Annotated in this window: 19 protein-coding genes and 1 other RNA gene; 10 read left to right on the forward strand and 10 right to left on the reverse strand. The window is 47.5% G+C overall.

The annotated features are described in order from the left end of the window. The first annotated feature begins 148 nt into the window (after positions 1 to 148). Positions 149 to 355 carry a DUF1107 domain-containing protein gene (locus tag C4S60_RS19550; RefSeq protein ID WP_103882025.1) on the forward strand — a complete coding sequence of 69 codons (207 nt, stop codon included), beginning with the start codon at positions 149 to 151 and terminating at the stop codon, positions 353 to 355. Positions 356 to 469: 114 nt separating this feature from the next. Here the strand turns inward: C4S60_RS19550 and C4S60_RS19555 are convergent, their stop codons facing one another. Genes C4S60_RS19555 through C4S60_RS19565 form a run of 3 tightly spaced genes read right to left on the reverse strand, consistent with a single transcriptional unit; the run spans position 470 to position 3,507 of the window. Next, positions 470 to 1,690: an FAD-dependent 2-octaprenylphenol hydroxylase gene (locus tag C4S60_RS19555; RefSeq protein WP_103882026.1), complete on the reverse strand. Its 1,221-nt coding sequence runs from the start codon at positions 1,688 to 1,690 to the stop codon at positions 470 to 472. Positions 1,691 to 1,699: 9 nt separating this feature from the next. Next, a complete protein-coding gene (ubiH, locus tag C4S60_RS19560; protein ID WP_279626957.1) occupies positions 1,700 to 2,893 on the reverse strand; it encodes a 2-octaprenyl-6-methoxyphenyl hydroxylase in 1,194 nt (397 codons plus the stop codon). Between the two features lie 32 nt (positions 2,894 to 2,925). Continuing rightward, on the reverse strand, positions 2,926 to 3,507 hold the full coding sequence (locus C4S60_RS19565; protein WP_103882028.1) for a YecA/YgfB family protein: 582 nt from the start codon (positions 3,505 to 3,507) through the stop codon (positions 2,926 to 2,928). A 286-nt stretch (positions 3,508 to 3,793) separates the two neighbouring features. On the opposite strand from C4S60_RS19565, the gene zapA reads away from it, so the two are divergent. The 5 genes from zapA to serA all read left to right on the forward strand — a co-directional run bounded on the left by zapA (position 3,794) and on the right by serA (position 7,214). Next, positions 3,794 to 4,105 carry a cell division protein ZapA gene (zapA, locus tag C4S60_RS19570; protein ID WP_103882029.1) on the forward strand — a complete coding sequence of 104 codons (312 nt, stop codon included), beginning with the start codon at positions 3,794 to 3,796 and terminating at the stop codon, positions 4,103 to 4,105. 1 nt (position 4,106) lies between these two features. Next, positions 4,107 to 4,290: non-coding RNA, 6S RNA (gene ssrS, locus C4S60_RS19575), on the forward strand. 9 nt (positions 4,291 to 4,299) lie between these two features. Continuing rightward, on the forward strand, positions 4,300 to 4,902 hold the full coding sequence (locus tag C4S60_RS19580) for a 5-formyltetrahydrofolate cyclo-ligase (RefSeq protein WP_167391005.1): 603 nt from the start codon (positions 4,300 to 4,302) through the stop codon (positions 4,900 to 4,902). Between the two features lie 136 nt (positions 4,903 to 5,038). Then, positions 5,039 to 5,695: a ribose-5-phosphate isomerase RpiA gene (rpiA, locus tag C4S60_RS19585; protein ID WP_103882031.1), complete on the forward strand. Its 657-nt coding sequence runs from the start codon at positions 5,039 to 5,041 to the stop codon at positions 5,693 to 5,695. Between the two features lie 289 nt (positions 5,696 to 5,984). Next, a complete protein-coding gene (gene serA, locus C4S60_RS19590; protein WP_103882032.1) occupies positions 5,985 to 7,214 on the forward strand; it encodes a phosphoglycerate dehydrogenase in 1,230 nt (409 codons plus the stop codon). A 78-nt stretch (positions 7,215 to 7,292) separates the two neighbouring features. Here serA and C4S60_RS19595 read toward each other — a convergent pair whose 3' ends face one another. Both C4S60_RS19595 and C4S60_RS19600 read right to left on the reverse strand, forming a co-directional pair. Then, positions 7,293 to 7,988 (reverse strand): oxidative stress defense protein, encoded by a 696-nt coding sequence (locus C4S60_RS19595; RefSeq protein WP_103882033.1) that lies wholly within the window; start codon positions 7,986 to 7,988, stop codon positions 7,293 to 7,295. Between the two features lie 98 nt (positions 7,989 to 8,086). Next, on the reverse strand, positions 8,087 to 8,983 hold the full coding sequence (locus tag C4S60_RS19600) for a LysR family transcriptional regulator ArgP (RefSeq protein WP_103882034.1): 897 nt from the start codon (positions 8,981 to 8,983) through the stop codon (positions 8,087 to 8,089). A gap of 121 nt (positions 8,984 to 9,104) precedes the next feature. Between C4S60_RS19600 and C4S60_RS19605 the strand changes: the two genes are divergently transcribed. Further along, entirely contained in the window at positions 9,105 to 9,725 is a 621-nt protein-coding gene (locus tag C4S60_RS19605; protein ID WP_103882035.1) for a LysE/ArgO family amino acid transporter, read from the forward strand. Between the two features lie 6 nt (positions 9,726 to 9,731). Next, complete coding sequence (locus C4S60_RS19610; RefSeq protein ID WP_103882036.1) at positions 9,732 to 10,229, forward strand: YbaK/EbsC family protein; 498 nt, start codon at positions 9,732 to 9,734, stop codon at positions 10,227 to 10,229. Between the two features lie 39 nt (positions 10,230 to 10,268). Here C4S60_RS19610 and C4S60_RS19615 read toward each other — a convergent pair whose 3' ends face one another. The 4 genes from C4S60_RS19615 to epd all read right to left on the reverse strand — a co-directional run bounded on the left by C4S60_RS19615 (position 10,269) and on the right by epd (position 14,948). Beyond that, on the reverse strand, positions 10,269 to 11,132 hold the full coding sequence (locus tag C4S60_RS19615) for a mechanosensitive ion channel domain-containing protein (protein WP_103882037.1): 864 nt from the start codon (positions 11,130 to 11,132) through the stop codon (positions 10,269 to 10,271). Positions 11,133 to 11,393: 261 nt separating this feature from the next. Beyond that, a complete protein-coding gene (gene fbaA / locus C4S60_RS19620; protein WP_103882038.1) occupies positions 11,394 to 12,470 on the reverse strand; it encodes a class II fructose-bisphosphate aldolase in 1,077 nt (358 codons plus the stop codon). 138 nt (positions 12,471 to 12,608) lie between these two features. Continuing rightward, a complete protein-coding gene (locus C4S60_RS19625; protein ID WP_103882039.1) occupies positions 12,609 to 13,772 on the reverse strand; it encodes a phosphoglycerate kinase in 1,164 nt (387 codons plus the stop codon). A gap of 150 nt (positions 13,773 to 13,922) precedes the next feature. Beyond that, positions 13,923 to 14,948 (reverse strand): erythrose-4-phosphate dehydrogenase, encoded by a 1,026-nt coding sequence (gene epd / locus C4S60_RS19630; protein ID WP_103882040.1) that lies wholly within the window; start codon positions 14,946 to 14,948, stop codon positions 13,923 to 13,925. A 190-nt stretch (positions 14,949 to 15,138) separates the two neighbouring features. Here epd and C4S60_RS19635 point away from each other — a divergent pair, with 190 nt between their 5' ends. After that, complete coding sequence (locus C4S60_RS19635; protein ID WP_103882041.1) at positions 15,139 to 15,369, forward strand: hypothetical protein; 231 nt, start codon at positions 15,139 to 15,141, stop codon at positions 15,367 to 15,369. 52 nt (positions 15,370 to 15,421) lie between these two features. Here the strand turns inward: C4S60_RS19635 and tkt are convergent, their stop codons facing one another. Next, a complete protein-coding gene (tkt, locus tag C4S60_RS19640) occupies positions 15,422 to 17,434 on the reverse strand; it encodes a transketolase (protein WP_103882042.1) in 2,013 nt (670 codons plus the stop codon). Between the two features lie 310 nt (positions 17,435 to 17,744). Here tkt and metK point away from each other — a divergent pair, with 310 nt between their 5' ends. After that, on the forward strand, positions 17,745 to 18,896 hold the full coding sequence (gene metK, locus C4S60_RS19645; RefSeq protein ID WP_103882043.1) for a methionine adenosyltransferase: 1,152 nt from the start codon (positions 17,745 to 17,747) through the stop codon (positions 18,894 to 18,896). Positions 18,897 to 18,925: the final 29 nt, after the last annotated feature.

Raw genomic sequence — 18,925 nt, forward strand, 5'->3', positions numbered from 1 at the left:
ACAGGAGACCAAGGCAAGGATTTGCAATTTGCTCCACAAAACGAAAACCTGGTCAAACCGAGTGCTCTGGAAAGCCTCGTTAATCACACATTTTGATTAGGGTTTTTCTTATAATCTTTTTGCTAGGTAACATAATAAGGAACACTAAATGAGACTGTTTAAGCGCTATACACCAAGTATGATTGCTAAACATGTAAGTCGATTATTCAAGGGAAAGATCTACATCTATGGACTGGGTGGATTTGAGTTTGATAACGGTAAGCTGATTATTCCGGATCGGGCCGAACAACGCCACTTCCAGGCAGTAAAAGAAGTCAATCAGGAAGTCATGAAACTGAGATGCGCCTACGCTTAAAGGCCAGAATGGACAACAAGTTGGCCTAAACAAACCCACCCAGATGGGTAACAGACAACAAAAAGGGCAGGTTACCTGCCCTTTTTTAATGACTACGCCTGACTTTGCCAGCGACTAACTCTCACTAACCACACTTTTTGCCAGTTCAGGTAGGCGACCTCGCATGCCAAGTGCTCGGCTCATGATCTCCTGCTTCGCGCCCGGCAGTTGCCCCACCAAACTCATGCCAATACCACGGAACAATTTTTTTGCTGGGTTATCGCCTTCAAATAAATCCCTGAAGCCTTGCATGGCTGCAATCATTTTCGCTGCTTCAGCCTTACGCCAACGTTCATACTCTCTGAGGTGGCGCTTGCGACCGATATCTTGACCTGAACGCCACAGTTTCATCAGCTCCTGCGCCAGGCTGGCCGCATCAAGCAAACCCAGATTTACGCCCTGCCCGGCTAGGGGGTGAATAGTATGCGCGGCATCGCCCACCAAGGCCACTCGTTCTACCACAAAATCACGGGCGTAACGCATCTTGAGAGGAAACACGCGACGTTCAGAGGTGACATGGCAAAGTCCAAGACGGCTGTCAAACTCAGCAGTGATCGCTTTGTTAAACTCCGATTCCGACATTTTCGCCAACTTTTCCGCTCTTTGCGGGTCAGTAGACCAAACGATCGAACACAAACTTCGATCATCTAACGGCAAAAATGCCAGAGGCCCTTGAGGCGTAAACACCTGTCTGGCAACGCACTCATGCGCATCGTCCACCGTAATGTTGGCAACCAGAGCACTGTGTCCATAATCCCAATGCGTCATCGGAATATCCTGTTGCTGACGCACCCATGAGTTCGCGCCGTCGGCACCGACAACAAGCTTAGTGGTGAATGACTGGCCATTATCCAACGTCATCCAGACTTCACTTTCTCCCACAGCCATCGACTGACAGCGCTGAGGCATAAACAAAGTGACGTTATCTTGCTTCTCCACTTGCTCCAACAATGCCAACTGAATGACTCGATTCTCAACGATGTGTCCCAAATTAGGTTGGGACATTTGACTGGCCGAGAACTCGATTCGGGCAAAACTGTCCTGCTCCCAGACCTCCATTGCATAGTAGGGCGCACAACGTTGCTTCTCTATCGCCTGCCAGGCGCCGAGATTTTTGAGAATGGTTTCACTGGCACGACTTAAAGCCGACACTCGGATATCCGGGTCGCCAGAAAGATCGCGACTAGGGGCCGCTCCTTCAATGATGGCGATCCGCAGATCGGTGTTTTTAAGAGCTCGCGCCAAAGCCAGCCCCACCATTCCGCCGCCAACAATGGCTATATCAAAACTTTGCATATTTCTGTATTACCTATTCACAACACCAAGTGCCCGGTTAAAAACAGGCGACTTGAGTCTTGGGAAATTATCCATCAGCCCCAAACCAAGATTGCGAGCTAATCTGAGTGCCAAGAAATCATTAGAGAAGACGTGAACTAATCCTGTGGTCATGGTGATCGTTAATTCACGATCCTGCTGCCGTTTGGTCTGGAATCTATTTAGATTAGCGTAATTGCCAACATCCGATAGGTCAGCAAGCAATGAATCCACCAAAGTCGCAATATCGCGAATGCCAAGGTTAAAGCCTTGTCCTGCAATGGGATGAAGTGTTTGTGCCGCATTCCCTACCGCGGCAAAACGATGCGCCACTATCTGAGGTCGATATCGCAGTTTCAATGGGTAACTGGCCACTGCACCAACTTTAGTAAACCGTCCCAAACGCCAGCCAAAGGCATCTTGCAATTGAAGACGAAATTCGCCCTCAGGTAACGCGCACACTTGTGCTGCGCGCGCTGGCGGCAAGCACCATACCAGCGAGCTACGTTGCTCAGACATTGGCAACAGGGCTAACGGGCCACATTCTGTAAAGCGCTCAAACGCGCGATGGTTGTGAGGTTGCCCTGTCAGCACGTTGGCGATAACAGCGACCTGTTCAAAATCATGAGTATGCTGCTCCAGCCCTATGCGTTGACAACTCAAAGAGTCTGCACCATCGGCAGCAACCAAGAGCTTTGCACTCAGAGTCTTGGAGTGACCTTGCTCATCTTGAACCACAACATCAATCCGGTCCTGGTGCTGAAGGATGTCGGCCACAGAACAAGGGCAAAATAGGTCGATATTGACTCTCTGTTTCAACTGACTGTTGAATCGACGTCCCACTTCCGCCAGTTCAACCACATACCCCATGGCTTCCAGTCCTTCTCTCTCGGCATAAAAGTCCGTCATACCGGCATGCCCACGATCTGAAACGTGGATATGAGTGATGGGGGTGGCATGATCTTCGATCAATGACCAGAGTTGATACTGCTTTAAGATCTCCACCGTACCGTAAGACAGCGCGATAGATCGCGCATCAAATCCAGGATGAGAGTGACTATCGGAGAGAAACGGCTCTACCACCGCGATTCGTAACGCATGATTACTGCAATGATCCAACGCCATTGCCAGGGTTGACCCAGCCATAGCGCCTCCTGCAATAACGACATCATACTTGTTTGACACTGTTTTTCTCCTTGATGAACAGCCGTACCCCATTAATGGATAGTGGGTTTTCCAGAGGCTTTACTTGGTTTTACGCCAAACTCCGCATGGATGGTCAGCACACACGCTTTCACGTGCTCAATCACCTGTTCCAACAGCTGCCCCTGCTCCTCAAGATCGTCGTCTTCGTCGATGCCCAATCTTGCGATCTCTTCCAGATCGGCCAAGGCTTCTTTCGTATCTGCTGAGGCTTTGCTCAGTTGAGCATTGATCAGGCCCAAGCCTGAAATAAAGTGGTTAACCCACTCACTCAGACCGTCCGCCAATTCAAAAATGCTGGCCTCAACGTCTTCGTTGGGAATGAACAGAGACAGTTCAAAACCTTGCTGTGCCGTGAGCTCTTTGATAGAAAAATCAAGCAAAGATTTGGCTCTGACGATAGTCGACTGTGGCCAACCCATACCATCATTGGTGTAATCAAACATCAGCGGCTGCCAACTGTCATCGCTTAGCCCTAACCCACCACTCAGCATGCCCACCAGCAAGCCGTGAAGTTCGGCTGGTGATACCGCCAGTCCAGCTTGTTGTAGCTCTGTAGCAACCGTAATGTAATTAGGTAGTGTTGTTTCACTCATAGCGATACTCATTGTTCTGTGTATTGAGGCCGCGGTCTAAAAAGAGCGTGTCATCCACGGCAGGAATTTCAAATCTGATCTGCAATGCTATCACTTCCCTACGCTGGCGAAAATGCTGTCTCGCCCGTTTCTGAGTAGCTTTTGTGCGAATTGTCGATTTCCTGTGTGATTAACCACGCATTTGACACAGACTCATCGGAAAAGCTTGAATCTTAAAGCCCGTTTACCTATAGTTTCTCCCTCAACATTACCTGATTTGGTGATACTTAAAAGAGTTCTTGTCATTATGGAAAATCAAGCTGTCGAAGTGGAAATTCTGGGGAAAGTGACGCGGGTAAACTGCCCTGCAGATCAGAGAGAGACCCTAATTAAAGCCGCGAAAGACTTGGATAATCGATTGCAAGACATGTCCCAAAGGACTAAAGTAACCAACGAGCTTAAACTGCTCACCATTGCAGCTCTGAATATGTCATATGAGCTCAATAATCGTAATGATGCGTCACAACAAGAAGTGGCCAAAATGAACGAGCGGATGGAACAGCTCGCCGCATCGCTGGAAAATGCGATCAGTAAAGTGAAACAAGGACAGCAAGCCTAATTTTACCCTGGGGTGTGCGTCAGTGGATTTAAGTCCCTGAGCCGATAAGCAATACCAAAGGGTTAGTACTTGGTAGCTATTGAGCAAGCTCGGCTCGTATCGAGAAGCCTACGGTTACCATTGCTGATCCGCCTTGAACCAGCTGGTTCAAGGGCCACAATCCTCAACGGCACTCTGGGGTATTCCTAATGTCTATGTCGACACGACAACAAATCCGCACTTTGGTAAGACAACGCCGCCAATCTCTCAGCGCCTACGACCAAACGACTCATTCCGACAGCCTCGTCTCTCAGGTCAACTCACTGGATGAACTGGCTTCCGTTAAGAAAGTCGCCCTGTATCTGGCCACTGATGGTGAATTGAATACAACACCGTTGATTCACGCCTTGTGGCAACAAGACATCGAGACCTACTTACCGATTATCCATCCCTTTGCCAAGGGTCACCTGTTGTTTTTACGCTACGATGAACAAACATCGCTGATCAGTAATAAATACAACATCCATGAGCCCGTCCTTGATCAGCGTGGCATTTGTCCGGTTTCTCAACTCAACATCATCTTCACCCCTATGGTGGCCTTTGACCAGCACGGACAACGACTGGGCATGGGTGGCGGCTACTATGACCGCACGCTTGCTCCCTGGCAGCACACTGATGCAGGCCCCATCGCTATCGGCCTCGCTCACGATTGTCAGCAAGTAGATGTCCTGCCGAGTGAATCCTGGGACATCCCTTTATCCACTATCGTCACACCCAGTAAGATTTGGCGTTGGGCACCATCCACAGACCTCGTATAGTTGGCAGGTTCATCGCAACCGATTGCTCCTTTTTCAGCTTTTTTGACCTACAGGCGTTTTTAGGGCTCATATCATCTGAAATTTGATATATAATTCGCCCGCATTTTCACCTTAACTCTAAAACTGGGATTCAACCATGACTCAAGACGAGATGAAGAAAGCTGCTGGTTGGGCGGCACTAAAGTATGTCGAAAAAGGTAGCATTGTCGGTGTTGGTACAGGCTCTACCGTTAACCACTTTATTGATGCGCTTGGCACAATCAAAGAAGATATCAAAGGAGCGGTATCGAGCTCTGTCGCTTCAACAGAGAAACTTGAAGCTCTGGGTATCGAAGTCTTCGACTGTAACGATGTCGCCGCTCTTGATGTTTACGTGGATGGTGCAGACGAAATTAACCCGACCCGCGACATGATCAAAGGTGGTGGTGCTGCCCTTACCCGAGAAAAGATCGTAGCCGCAATCTCAGATAAATTTGTATGTATCGTTGACGGCACCAAAGCGGTTGACGTACTGGGACAATTCCCGCTACCTGTAGAAGTTATTCCAATGGCCCGCTCATACGTCGCTCGTGAGTTGGTTAAGCTTGGTGGTGATCCTGTGTATCGTGAAGGTGTGATCACTGACAACGGCAATGTAATCCTGGATGTGCACGGTATGCAGATTACTGATGCAAAAACCATGGAAGATAAGATCAATGCCCTCGCAGGTGTCGTGACTGTTGGTCTGTTCGCGCACCGTGGTGCTGATGTGATCATCACAGGCACGCCAGAAGGCGCAAAAATCGAAGAGTAAACGCAAATCGGCTCCATTTTGTCACTTTTATTTGGCAAATATATTGGACGCGATTACGTCATTTGATTACAAACGGCACCCCAGGTGCCGTTTTTTCATTTTTCTATAAGAAAATTATGCCTTATTCCGTAATTTTCTTACCCATCGTTCAACTTTTTTGTTACTTTATTGGTCACCAGACGCACAAGGAAAACGTTTGCCTCAAGCAGTTGGAAGCTCCCTCCCTGATATTCTCACTGTCAAATGTGCGCTAATTATGCCCAATTTTCCCATGTTAAGGATGAGTTCAATGGCCAAAGTTTCACTGGAAAAAGACAAGATCAAGATTCTGCTACTCGAAGGTTTGCATCCATCTTCAGTAGAAGTATTACAAGCTGCCGGTTACACCAACATCACCTATCACAAAGGTTCGCTGCCTGAAGAAGAGCTGATTGAAGCGGTCAAAGACGTACATTTTATCGGTATTCGTTCGCGCACTAACCTCACAGAAGAAGTGATCAATGCCGCTGAAAAGCTGGTCGCAATTGGCTGTTTCTGTATTGGCACCAACCAGGTTAATCTGGGTGCTGCAGCCAAGCGCGGTGTACCGGTGTTTAACGCACCTTTCTCCAACACACGCAGTGTTGCAGAACTGGTACTGGGTCAAATTCTATTGTTGCTACGTGGCATCCCTGAGAAAAATGCCCTGGCACACCGTGGTATTTGGAAGAAAAGCGCCGACAACTCCTACGAAGCGCGCGGCAAGCGCCTGGGCATTATCGGTTACGGCCATATCGGTACCCAACTTGGTATCATTGCAGAAAACCTGGGAATGCGTGTCTACTACTACGATATTGAGAACAAACTCTCCCTGGGTAACGCAACGCAAGTCCACACTATGACCGAACTGTTGAACAAGTGTGACGTCATTTCTCTGCATGTTCCGGAAACACCAGGAACCAAGAATATGATGGGCGCTGCAGAATTTGAACGCATGAAACCAGGTGCTATCTTTATCAATGCCGCACGCGGTACCGTTGTTGATATCCCGGCTCTATGCCATTCACTCGAAGCAGGTCACCTTGGCGGAGCTGCCATTGACGTGTTCCCTGAAGAGCCGAAGACCAATGCGGACCCATTTGAATCACCACTAATGAAGTTCGACAACGTCATTCTGACTCCGCACGTGGGCGGTTCCACTCAAGAAGCTCAGGAAAATATCGGCGTGGAAGTCGCGGGTAAGCTGGCGAAATACTCTGATAACGGTTCAACGTTATCGAGCGTCAACTTCCCAGAGGTATCGCTGCCAGAGCACACTGAATGTTCTCGTCTGTTGCACATTCACCAAAACCGTCCTGGCATCCTGACGCAAATCAACACCATTTTCGCTGACGAAGGCATCAACATCGCCGGTCAGTATCTACAAACATCGTCAGACATTGGTTACGTGGTCATTGACGTTGAGACAGCTCGTTCAGAAGAAGCGCTGGCAAAGCTAAAACAAATCGAAGGGACCATTAGAGCACGTATCCTGCACTAATACGCTCCCCCTCTGACCTCCCCTCACCAAGGGGAGGTTATTATCTTCGCGGTCGAAGTTCGTGGGTTAAGCGGTAAACTATTTCGCTATCTGATAAGTCACATCGACCCTGTCACGAATCGTGATCACCGAGTCCTGATAGCTGCTTGATTCCATTTTGCTATCCATCGCCATACTGCGCATAACGACAGGTTGATTCATAGGCTGACGATATTCAATACGCCATACCTGGCCCAGCTTCTGCTCAAAGCCCTTTGCCAATGATGCGGCTTTCCCTTGTGCATCTTTGATCGCTGCTATTCTGGCTGCTTGCTGATATTGCCCCTGATCTTTCACCTTCAGTTCAATGCTATCCACTTGGTTGATGCCAGATTGCAGTGCCAGATCGAGATAGTCGTTCAATTTATCCAGCTCCATAACCTGAACAGTCACCGTTCGGGAGGCACGATAGCCGACCAATTCTGGTTTGCCTTTTTCAGGATAATGGTACTGCGGCGACAAATGAAGATTTGAACTTTGGATATCGTGTTTCTCGATCCCCTGAGACATCAAACTGTTGAGGAAGCTATCGACCACTGAATCGACGCTCTGTTTAGCCTGGTCGGCGTCCATCTGAGACTGAACCACACGAACAGAGAACTCTGCCATATCGGGCTTGACCTGTATTTCACCATAACCCGTCGTGGCAATATGTGGGAATTCAAGCGCATTGGCAAACGCTGACACGGAAATAAAAGACACAGCAAGAGCACCAATAACAAATGTGCGTTTCATTGAAGACTCCTAATTAGAATGTAAGCTTCATACTCAATGTTAGGCATCGGTGACCACTATAGGTTCCCGCAAACCTTATAACTGACACAAACCTGACGTTACTGCGGTAAATACTGTCTGGCATGACCTATGATGGCACTGGATACCTCTCCCAAAACCCCACTTTCTAACTGCCAATGGTGCCAGTATATTTGATGAGATAGCAGGATGTTTGGCGTCAGCTCAATCAGCGCTCCTGACTCCAGCTCATCCTGAATTTGCAGTTTGGGGATGAGACAGTAAGCTACACCTGCTACCGCGAGCTTTACAAAGGCTTCCGAGCTACGTACCGTGTGCTTGAGTATGCTACCGGGCATGATATTAAAATGCTGATTAACAAACTTCTGGTGCATCTTGTCATGCTGGTCGAACGCAACGGCAGGCGCTTTCATCAAGGTTTCACGATTGACCCCTTGGCTGAAATAGCGTTTGATAAAGCTAGGACTAGCCACGCACAGGTAATCGACACGCCCTAAGTAGTCCGCGACACAGCCTGGAATGGACTGAGCTTCGAGGCTGATGGCCCCAACTACTTCACCATTTTTCAGTTTTTCGATCGTACGGCCTTCATCATCCACAATCAGGTCAAGCTCGACTCGCTTGGACTCCAACAACGAGAACATACTGGGTAACAACCAGGTGGCCAGACTGTCTGCGTTAGTGGCTAACGACACTGACAATGGCTTGTCGCCTAAATCCGCCGCCAGTTCCGGAACCAATTCCTGCTCCAACAAACGTACCCGACGATAAAGCCCAAGCAGCTTTTTACCTACTGCGGTCGGCCTCGGCGGCTGCTCGCGCACCAATACCGGTTGAGCTAACCACTTTTCCAGTTGCTTGACTCGCTGGGAAACAGCAGACTGAGAGATAAACAGGTGTTCTGCTGCTTTATCGAAGCTTCTTTGCTCAACGATGGCATCCAGTGCTTCGATCCATTTGTAGTCCAATCCGCGCATTTTTTATCCTCTTAGCAACTCCATAAGACAAGCTTATTTCCAATTAATATTATTAACTATCCTAATCATAATTGAATCGCTATTCTCACGCTCTCTTTTATACAATGGTAAGGAAAATAAAGTGAATTTTTGGGTGCTTCTTCAAGGTTTCGGATTGGGTGCAACAATGATTATCCCAATTGGCGCTCAGAATGCTTATGTGTTAAATCAAGGCATTAAGCGTAATCATCATCTCACGACGGCCACTGTTTGTAGCCTGCTGGATATGACGTTTATTTCACTGGGCATCTTCGGTGGCGGCGCGATTTTATCGCAAAACGAACTATTACTTACCGCCGTCACGTTAGGTGGTATCGCCTTTCTGACTGGCTATGGTTTGCTGTCTCTACGCAGTGCGTTTAAAGCGCCAGCAGAGAAAGAGTCGTCTGGAGAAGTGTTAGCACGCGGCAGACGCACCGTAGTTCTGGGCGCACTTGCGGTGACTGTGCTCAATCCGCACTTGTATTTGGATACCGTGGTCATTCTAGGCTCTATCGGTGGCCAGTTTGAAGACAATGACCGCATCGCGTTTGCGATTGGTACTGTGCTGGCGTCGTTTGTCTGGTTCTATTCGCTATCCATGGGTGCTGCGAAACTGGGTCCAACGCTGTCCAAACCTAAGGTTAAAAAAGGTATCGATTTGGCGGTAGCCGCAATGATGTTTACTATTGCGCTACTGCTCACAAAAGGATTGATCGAGTAAACCTTAATGGATAGAACAGAAACCATTTATCTTGCAAACCTTGCGCTGCTGGAGACCCTATCGGTCTCCTTTCAACAATGGCAGCACGAACCCATTTTAGATTTTGAAACCGATGTTCGCATAGCGAAAGAGCTTGGCTGGACTGGGCTTCACAGCAAGAGTCTTTTTTTGAAAAAGAAAGGGGGTGGCTTCGCTCTGTTTCTGACCGATAAAGACTCAAGACTGGACAAAACACAGATTAAACAAGCACTCGGCAAACGTACCTCTATCTGCAGCAATGAAGAAATGATTGAACAGATCGGCTGTGTTCCTGGCGCAGTCTGTCCAATCGGGCTGCCTTCCGATATTACCATTGTTGTCGATAACCGTTTATTTGGTGCCAACGAGATTCTCTACACTCCTGGGAAGCCTGATTGGACATTTGGTGTTCGGGGCTGCGATCTCAAGCAGCTGCTAGAGCACCTTCCAAATAACGTGATTGAAATAGAAAAAGGAGAAGCCTAGCTTCTCCTTTTTTACGTCTGGCCTCAAATACAAAGACGGTTAGTCCACTTTGTTTAGGTGCACATCCATTTGAGGGAATGGAATTTCAATTCCTTCCGCATCCAACGCTTCTTTGATCGCCTGGAGCGTATCAAAGTACACTGCCCAGTATTCCTCGGTGCGAACCCAGGGACGTACCACAAAGTTCACTGACGAATCAGCCAGAGCCACGACACCAATCGTAATGCCAGGTTCTTTAAGAATGCGCTCATCGGCCTCTAACGTCTTACGAATCACTTCTTGCGTCTTCTTCAAGTCCGCCCCATAAGATACGCCAATCACGTGATCGATACGACGAGTCGCATGACGAGAATAGTTGGTGATCGCTGAACCAATCACGGACGCGTTTGGCACGACGACCATTTTGTTATCAGGGGTAGTCAGAATGGTCTGGAAGATCTGGATGGAATCGACCGAGCCTGCAACACCGCCAATCTCAACATAGTCGCCTGACTTAAACGGGCGGAAGCCAACAATAAGCACACCAGCGGCAAAGTTTGAAAGCGAGCCTTGTAATGCCAGACCGATAGCTAAACCGGCGGCACCAATCACTGCAACCACAGAGGCCGTTTGCACACCAACGCGACTTAGCGCAGCAATCAGGACAATGATAAACAGGGTGTAGCGCACGATGCCATGGATAAACTCAACGACTGCTTTATCCATTTTCTTCTTGTGCAGTACCTTCGCCACACTGCCTGCGACGGCCTTCACAATGATGTTACCAATAAACAGAATCAGCAGCGCAGAAATAATATTCACACCGTACTGAATCAGCAGATCAGAATTATTGTTCAGCCATTTTTCTGCTTGTGTCAGACCATCGACGATCGGGATTTCAATATCAACTGACTCATTAGCCATGTTGCGTACCTCTTAAAATGTCATTTTTGCTTGGCGGGTCTTGGCTAATACCACTGATTGATTAGCAAAGGCGCACTCTCCTGGTAAAACATCACAACAATAAATGTCAATATGCAATACTTAACAAAAGGTTACGCAATCATATGCGTTTGCGCCAGTTTTTTTAATCTCGTCAACTTGATTTTCTCCAGACACAAAAAAAGCCGCTCCAAAGAGCGACTTTTTTCATCTTATTATCAGCTAAATCTGATGCGATTTAACTTACAGTACGTCAATTGCGTTAAGGTCAGCAAACGCTTTTTCAAGACGTGCAACCATAGAAGATTGACCTGCACGTAGCCATACGCGTGGATCGTAGTACTTCTTGTTAGGAGCGTCATCGCCAGTTGGGTTACCGATTTGACCTTGTAGGTAATCACGGTTTTCAGCTTCGTAAGTACGGATACCGTCCCAAGTTGCCCACTGTGTATCAGTATCGATGTTCATTTTGATAACACCGTAGCCGATAGACTCTTGGATCTCTGCTTCAGTAGAACCAGAACCACCGTGGAATACGAAGTTTAGAGCGTTAGGTGCGATACCGAACTTCTCTGCACAGTATGCTTGAGAGTCACGTAGGATAGTTGGAGTAAGAACAACGTTACCTGGCTTGTATACACCGTGTACGTTACCGAATGAAGCAGCGATAGTGAAACGTGGGCTAACAGCGTTTAGTTTCTCGTATGCGTATGCTACGTCTTCTGGAGAAGTGTATAGCTCAGATGCGTCCATGTGAGAGTTATCTACGCCGTCTTCTTCACCACCAGTACAACCTAGTTCGATCTCAAGAGTCATGCCCATTTTAGCCATGCGCTCTAGGTACTTAGCAGAGATTTCGATGTTCTCTTCTAGAGACTCTTCAGAAAGGTCGATCATGTGAGAAGAGAATAGAGGCTTACCAGTTTGAGCGAAGAACTCTTCACCCGCATCTAGAAGACCATCGATCCATGGTAGAAGTTTCTTAGCCGCGTGGTCAGTGTGAAGAATTACTGGAACACCGTAAGATTCAGCAACTGCGTGAACGTATTTTGCACCAGCAACCGCACCTAGGATTTGCGCGCCTTGACCTTCAAGCTTAACGCCTTTACCAGCGAAGAAGCCAGCACCGCCGTTAGAGAACTGAACAACAACTGGAGCTTTTACTTTAGCTGCTGCTTCAAGAACACCGTTGATAGAGTCAGTGTTAACTACGTTTACTGCAGGAAGAGCGAAGTTGTTCTCTTTAGCAACTTCAAATACTTTTTGAACGTCATCGCCAGAGATAACACCTGGTTTTACGAAGTCGAAGATCTTAGACATGGAATAAGTCCTATTTTCTGTCGTTTTAAATAAAAATTTGCAATCGTTTGCTCACAATGGGCGGCATTGTATCAAAGTTAACCAGCCATTGCAGCATAGATAAAAGCGGACTTATAAGCCCGCTTTATAAAAAGATAATTATGCTTTAGCACGCTCTTCTAGCATTGCTACTGCAGGAAGTACTTTACCTTCAACGAATTCAAGGAAAGCACCACCGCCTGTAGAGATGTAAGAAACGTCAGCTTTGATACCGAACTTGTCGATAGCTGCTAGCGTGTCACCACCACCCGCTACAGAGAAACCTTCTGATTCAGCGATAGCTTTAGAAATGCCTTCTGTACCTGCTTCGAAGTTTTTGAACTCGAATACACCTACAGGGCCATTCCATAGGATAGTTTTAGCATCTTTTAGGATTTTCGCTAGTTCCACTGTTGAGTCTGGACCCAAGTCGAAAATCATGTCGTCATCTTGAACTTCAGAAACGTGCTTGATTTCAGCTTCTGCGTTCTCGTCGAATGCTTTTGCACATGCAACGTCAGTAGCAACAGGAATTGCACACTCATCCATTAGTTTCTTAGCTGTATCAACTAGGTCCGCTTCGTATAGAGACTTACCAACGTTGTGGCCAGCTGCCGCGATGAACGTGTTCGCGATACCACCACCAACAACAAGTTGGTCAGCGATCTTAGAAAGAGACTCAAGAACAGTCAGCTTAGTAGAAACTTTTGAACCACCTACGATAGCAACCATCGGACGAGCTGGCTTGTCCATTGCTTTACCTAGAGCGTCCAGTTCGTTCGCTAGTAGAGGACCAGCACAAGCAACAGGAGCGTGCATGCCAACGCCGTGAGTAGAAGCTTGAGCACGGTGAGCTGTACCGAATGCATCCATTACGAATACGTCGCATAGTGCCGCGTACTTCTTAGATAGCTCTTCTTCGTTCTTCTTCTCGCCTTTGTTAAAGCGAACGTTTTCAAGAACAACAAGCTCACCAGTGTTTAGCTCTAGACCTTCTAGGTAGTCTTTAGCTAGCTTAACTTCGCAATCAAGAGCGTCGTTTAGGTAATTAACAACAGGTTGTAGAGAGAACTCTTCTGCGTACTCGCCTTCAGTAGGACGACCTAGGTGAGACGTAACCATTACTTTAGCGCCAGCTTCTAGGCAGTGCTTAATGGTTGGTAGAGACGCTAGGATACGTGCGTCAGAAGTTACTTTACCGTCTTTTACAGGTACGTTTAGATCCGCACGGATAAATACGCGTTTACCTGCTAGTTCCAGGTCAGTCATCTTGATTACAGACATGTTTAGTCCTCTCAACTAAAAAATAAATAAAGTTTTTGAAAACCCGGCCTCATGCCAAGTTCTTGAATTCATCAACTGCTTACTTATATTGGGCTCATGAATATTAATTTCAACCTTCAAAATTAATATTTACCCAACGGCGCCTTGGTACTACTGAGACGCTTGCATTGCTAAAGCAGTGTCTAACATGCGGTTAGCAAAACCCCACTCGTTGTCGCACCAGACCAGCATTTTGACCAGTCGGCCATCACTGACGCGCGTTTGCGTTCCGTCTACGATGGCACTGTGCGGATCATGATTAAAGTCGATCGAAACCAGCGGTGCTTCAGTATAGTCAACAATGCCGTCTAATGTACACCGAGATGCGTTAATAATGACTTGATTTACGTCATTAACTTTCACATTCGTATTTATAGTTACACTTAAATCCATAGCTGTCACATTAATTGTCGGCACTCTTACAGAAATTGCTTCAAATTTGTTAGAAAATTTCGGAAAAACGCGCTCAATTCCTTTATGCAACTTGGTGTCCACCGGAATAATGGAATGACTGGCCGCACGGGTACGGCGTAAGTCTCCATGGTAAGCATCGATCACCTGTTGATCGTTCATCGCAGAGTGGATAGTAGTAATGGTACCTGAGTCGATACCAAACGCTTCATCAAGGGTTTTGATAATTGGCACAATGCAATTGGTTGTACACGAGCCATTTGAAACAATGGCGTGTTCTTTCTTCAACGAGTCATGGTTAACACCATAAATAATGGTGTTGTCCAGATCATTGGCACCCGGGTGGGAAAACAGCACTTTTTTCGCACCGGCGGCAATATGCTCTAAACCGTCAGCACGATTCCCGTATACCCCGGTACAATCGAGTACGATGTCGACTTCGAGATTGCGCCAGGGCAACAGATTAATGTCCGCAAGATGCAGGATTCGAATAGTATCAAATTGCCCATCCTCGTGATTAACGTACAGATGCTCCTGGTCATGGGAAACCTTTTTAGCAAATCGACCATGACTGGTATCGTATTGAAGCAAGTGGGCCATCGCTTCAGGTTGAGCAAGCTCATTGACCGCGACGACTTTTATTTTATCGTTTTTGCCGCTTTCATAGATTGCTCGCAGTACATTTCGTCCAATGCGACCAAAGCCATTGATTGCTACTTTTAGCATCGCACTACATCCTTAGTTCACGTTAAGAAGGTGTGCATAGTAACCGATCAATTGTCATTTCGCATTAACAGTTGCGAGGCAAGTCTCCAAAACACGCCATCCGCTAAAAGTTTACTCTGCTACCTTGGTTGAGGAGTGCTTCTCACGTGCCAATTAACGACCTCGTTTTCACTGCACAGGAGGTGTCCTCATGTTTACTGGTCAGCATTACTGCCAATCATGTAACAAAGAAACTGTTCATAACGAAGTCTTGATACGTAAGCCAAGTAGCTATGACAAGGATCCAAAGATCCTTGGTCGAATTAAGTTATTGCTGCATGCATTTATCAATGGTGGGCACTACTACGATATGGACCGCTATGTCACCTGCCAAACCTGTGGCAGACGCGAGTTGGACAACCGAGGTAGTGAATTTGAATAGCCATAAAAAAGCCGAGCGCTAGGCTCGGTTTTTCATTTCAAGATAAAGACGCTTATGCAAGCAGTTCTTTTGCTGTGTTTACAACGTTTTCAGTTGTGAAACCAAACATCTTGAATAGCTCACCTGCAGGTGCCGACTCACCAAATGTGGTCATACCGATGATCTTGCCGCCAAAGCCAACATACTTGTACCAGTAATCAGCAATGCCTGCTTCTACTGCGATACGCTTAGTTACGGCAGCTGGTAGCACCGCTTCACGGTAAGCTTCATCTTGCGCGTCAAATACATCAGTAGAAGGAAGAGACACTACGCGTACCTTCTTACCTTCAGCCGTCAGTTCAGCGTAAGCGTTGGTTGCCAGCTCAACTTCTGAACCGGTTGCGATAAGGATAAGCTCAGGTGTGCCTTCACAATCTTTCAGGATGTAACCACCCTTAGCAACGTTTGCTAGCTGCTCAGCGTCACGATCCTGCTGCGTTAGGTTTTGACGAGAGAAGATCAGCGATGTTGGGCCATCTTTACGCTCAATCGCGTATTTCCAGGCAACCGCAGACTCAACCTGGTCACATGGGCGCCATGTGCTCATGTTTGGCGTTACGCGCAGTGATGCAATTTGCTCAACCGGTTGGTGCGTTGGACCATCTTCACCCAGACCGATTGAGTCGTGAGTGTAAACTTGGATGTTTTGCACTTTCATCAATGCAGCCATGCGCATTGCGTTACGCGCGTATTCCATGAACATTAGGAACGTAGCACCGTAAGGTACGAAACCACCGTGCAGTGCGATACCGTTGATGATCGCCGTCATGCCGAATTCACGCACGCCGTAGTGAATGTAGTTACCAGACGCATCATCAGCCGTCAGAGACTGAGAACCAGACCACATAGTCAGGTTAGAAGGCGCAAGGTCAGCAGAGCCGCCCATGAATTCTGGAAGCATCTTACCGAACGCTTCAAGCGCGTTTTGAGACGCTTTACGAGATGCAATGTTTGCAGGGTTAGCTTGAAGGTCAGCAATGATCTTGCTTGCTTCTTGTTCCCACTGAGCCGGAAGCTCACCGTTTACACGACGCTTAAACTCAGCCGCTAGTTCTGGGTACGCTGCTTCATAGGCCGCTAGTTTCTCATTCCAAGCCGCTTCTTTAGCACTACCCGCTTCTTTGGCATCCCACTCAGCCTTAATTTCTGCAGGGATTTCAAATGGACCGTGTTCCCAGCCCAGGAATTCGCGTGCCGCTGCAATTTCGTCGTGACCTAGTGGTGCACCGTGACAGTCGTGCGAGCCTGCTTTGTTTGGCGAACCAAAACCGATGATGGTTTTAGTACAGATTAGTGTTGGACGTGGATCCGCTTTTGCCGCTTCAATCGCTGCGTTGATTGCGTCTGCGTCGTGACCGTCTACTGCTGGGATAACGTGCCAGCCGTACGCTTCGAAGCGCTTAGGTGTATCGTCAGAGAACCAACCTTCGACTTCACCGTCGATAGAGATACCGTTGTCATCCCAGAAAGCAATCAGCTTACCAAGACCTAGGGTACCTGCTAGCGAGCATGCTTCGTGAGAGATACCTTCCATCAGACAGCCATCGCCCATGAAGACATAAGTGAAGTGATCAACGATGTCGTGGCCTTCTTTGTTAAATTGTGCTGCAAGAGATTTCTCAGCAATCGCCATACCAACCGCGTTAGTGATGCCTTGACCTAGAGGACCTGTAGTCGTCTCGATACCTGGCGCGTAACCATATTCTGGGTGGCCTGGTGTTTTTGAGTGCAGTTGACGGAAGTTTTTCAAATCGTCAATCGATAACTCGTAACCGCTTAGGTGAAGCAGAGAGTAGATCAGCATAGAGCCGTGGCCGTTAGAAAGAACGAAACGGTCGCGGTCAGCCCACTCTGGGTTTGACGGGTTGTGGTTTAGGTGAGAACGCCAAAGAACTTCAGCGATATCAGCCATACCCATTGGTGCACCTGGGTGACCTGAGTTAGCTTGTTGAACACCATCCATGCTTAGCGCGCGGATTGCATTAGCGAGTTGTTTACGAGAAGACATGTAGGCTCCTGAGTGCATTAAGCGAATTCCAAGTTTTTCATAGACTGATTGAATAATCAGCGGCCGCTATTGTCGCAAAGCGATATAGTCTCTGCAAACGATTTACCGTCATTTTTTGGCATTTTAGCGGAATAATGTCGTATTCAAGTCGCCAACAACCAAGAAAGCAGGCAAACGTTTGGCTATATGTTAATAGCAAAAATCGCTTGCTAAACGAACATTGATGACTAGAATAGACGTCTAGATGTAGATACACCTACAATATATCATTGAATTTATTACAAGTGAGCGTTATTGCGCTTACTTATAAACTGTAATTGGAGCTCTCATGGCTAAGCACCTGTTTACTTCTGAGTCAGTATCAGAAGGCCATCCAGATAAAATCGCAGACCAAATTTCTGACGCGGTACTTGATGCAATCCTAGAACAAGACCCGAAAGCGCGTGTTGCTTGTGAAACTTACGTGAAAACTGGCATGGTGATGGTAGGTGGTGAGATCACTACTTCAGCATGGGTAGATATCGAAGAACTGACCCGTGAAACCGTTCGCGAAATCGGCTACGTTCATTCTGACATGGGCTTTGACGCTAACTCTTGTGCGGTACTAAACACCATCGGTAAGCAGTCTCCGGACATTAACCAGGGTGTTGATAAGGCGGATCCTAAAGAACAGGGCGCGGGCGACCAGGGCATCATGTTTGGTTACGCAACCAACGAAACTGAAATCCTGATGCCAGCACCTATTACGTACTCACACCGCCTTGTTCAAAAGCAAGCAGAAGTACGTAAAAACGGCACACTACCTTGGTTACGTCCAGACGCGAAGTCTCAGGTTACGTTCCAATATGACCAGGGTAAGATCGTTGGTATCGATGCAGTAGTGCTTTCAACTCAGCACTGCGACACTATCTCTACTCCAGATCTACGTGAAGCGGTAATGGAAGAAATCATCAAGCCAGTACTGCCATCAGAGTGGATCAACAAAGAGACTAACTTCTTCATCAACCCAACTGGCCGTTTCGTAATCGGTGGTCCAATGGGTGACTGTGGTCTGACTGGTCGTAAGATCATCGTTGATACCTACGGCGGCGCAGCACGTCACGGCGGCGGTGCATTCTCTGGTAAAGATCCATCAAAAGTTGACCGTAGTGCAGCATACGCGGCACGTTATGTGGCGAAGAACATCGTAGCAGCAGGTCTGGCTGACCGTTGCGAAATCCAACTTTCTTACGCAATCGGTGTTGCTGATCCTACGTCTATCATGGTGGAAACCTTCGGCACTGAGAAAGTCTCTCACGACATTATCATCGAAGCGGTTCGCCAACACTTCGACCTGCGTCCATACGGTCTGCAAGAAATGCTGAATCTACTTCAGCCTATTTATAAGAAGACGGCAGCATACGGTCACTTCGGTCGTGAAGAATTCCCTTGGGAAGCGACAGACAAAGCAGCGATTCTGCGCGACTTCGCTGGTCTATAATGACTTAAAGTTGAGTTTCTACTCCAAAA

Origin of the sequence: Vibrio hangzhouensis, assembly GCF_900107935.1 — a bacterium.
Taxonomy (GTDB): Bacteria; Pseudomonadota; Gammaproteobacteria; order Enterobacterales; family Vibrionaceae; genus Vibrio; species Vibrio hangzhouensis.